Genomic DNA, 1,247 nt, shown 5'->3' with positions numbered 1-1,247 from the left:
CTGCCCGCTCAGGGCCGGCCGGAATCGTCCCTGCCAGGTTACCTGCTCCTGCGCCCGTAGGGCCAAGAGCAGGTCCAGCTTCTCGGCAAACAGGCGTCGTAGTCGCGTAAATCGTAGCCAAATAGCGGGTAGGCTCCGTGAAGGAGCCCCGGCCCACCACCAGCTCCGCCCGCCCCCGCGAGAGCAAGTCGAGAGTAGCAAACTCCTGAAACACGCGCACCGGGTCGGCGGCCGACAGCACCGTGACGGCGCTGGTCAGGCGAATGCGCGAGGTGCGGGACGCCGCCGCGGCCAAAATCAGGGCCGGCGCTGAATCCAGGAACTCCGCCCGGTGGTGCTCCCCGATGCCAAAGACATCAAGCCCTACCTGATCGGCCAGTTCAATACGGTCCACCAAGTGGCCCATTTGCTCGGCGGCCTGGCGGGCGGGCGGCATACTGCTCCCTAACCCGCGCAGGGCAAAACTATCAATACCTAGTTGCATGATTTGAAATTCCAAGAAGGGTGGGTGCCGCACCCCGCGCCGGCGCCGGCGGAGGTGCGCCCGGGGCCTAGGCTAGCGCGGGCACTTGGTCGGTAGTCGATGGTGCCGTAGAGGCCCTGGTAGAAGTCGTGGTAGGCTGGATGATTTCCTGGCGCGTATTCATCACAAATGGACCCTGTGCCACGATAGGCTCCGTATAAGGAGCCCCGCCAAACACGATAAAGTCGGCCGCGCTGCCGGGAGCGGCGCTTAGGACGAGGGGGGCATCCGAGGGTGGGGTCCAGTAGCAAAAGCTCGCCGGCCTCGTAGCGGATGCCCCCCACCAGGGCCGGCTGGTGCAGCACAAAGGCGGCGTACTCGTGTCCGGCCGTGGTAGGGAGCACCAACTGCTGACCCGCTGCCAGCTGCACGTGTAGAGAAACTGGGGCGAGTAAGTGGGAACGGGGGACGTCTGGCCGGCCCATTCGCCCACAATTACCTTCAGCCACCCCGCTGAATGGGGTAGCGCGACGGTCGGCAGGGCGCGGGCGGGCAGCGACCGGTACTCGGGCAGCTGGGCTTTTTGCTGCGCGGGCAGGTTGATCCAGAACTGCAGCCCGTGCGTGACGGAGCTGCGGGTAGCCGCGTCGGGATTGATGGACTCATCGTGCAGAATCCCGTTGCCGGCGCTCATCCACTGCGCCCCGCCCGAGCGCACCAGGGCCGTGTTGCCGCGGCTGTCGCGGTGCAGGCCCTCGCCGCTCAGCAGGTAGGTGAGGGTAGC

1 protein-coding gene and 1 pseudogene are annotated in these 1,247 nt (G+C 66.4%); both read right to left on the bottom strand.

The window, feature by feature from the left end; translation table 11 throughout:
* A pseudogene (locus VI25_RS22505) lies at positions 1 to 484 on the bottom strand (LLM class flavin-dependent oxidoreductase); the annotation flags it as partial.
* Between the two features lie 67 nt (positions 485 to 551).
* On the bottom strand, positions 552 to 1,247 hold a 696-nt coding region (locus VI25_RS22500), incomplete at its 5' end, for a pirin family protein (protein ID WP_055562937.1).

It is taken from the genome of Hymenobacter sp. AT01-02 (assembly GCF_000961955.2).
GTDB classification, from domain to species: domain Bacteria; phylum Bacteroidota; class Bacteroidia; order Cytophagales; family Hymenobacteraceae; genus Hymenobacter; species Hymenobacter mucosus.
The sequence above is the reverse complement of the archived record's forward strand: the minus strand, read 5'-3'. Positions and strand labels throughout refer to the sequence as shown.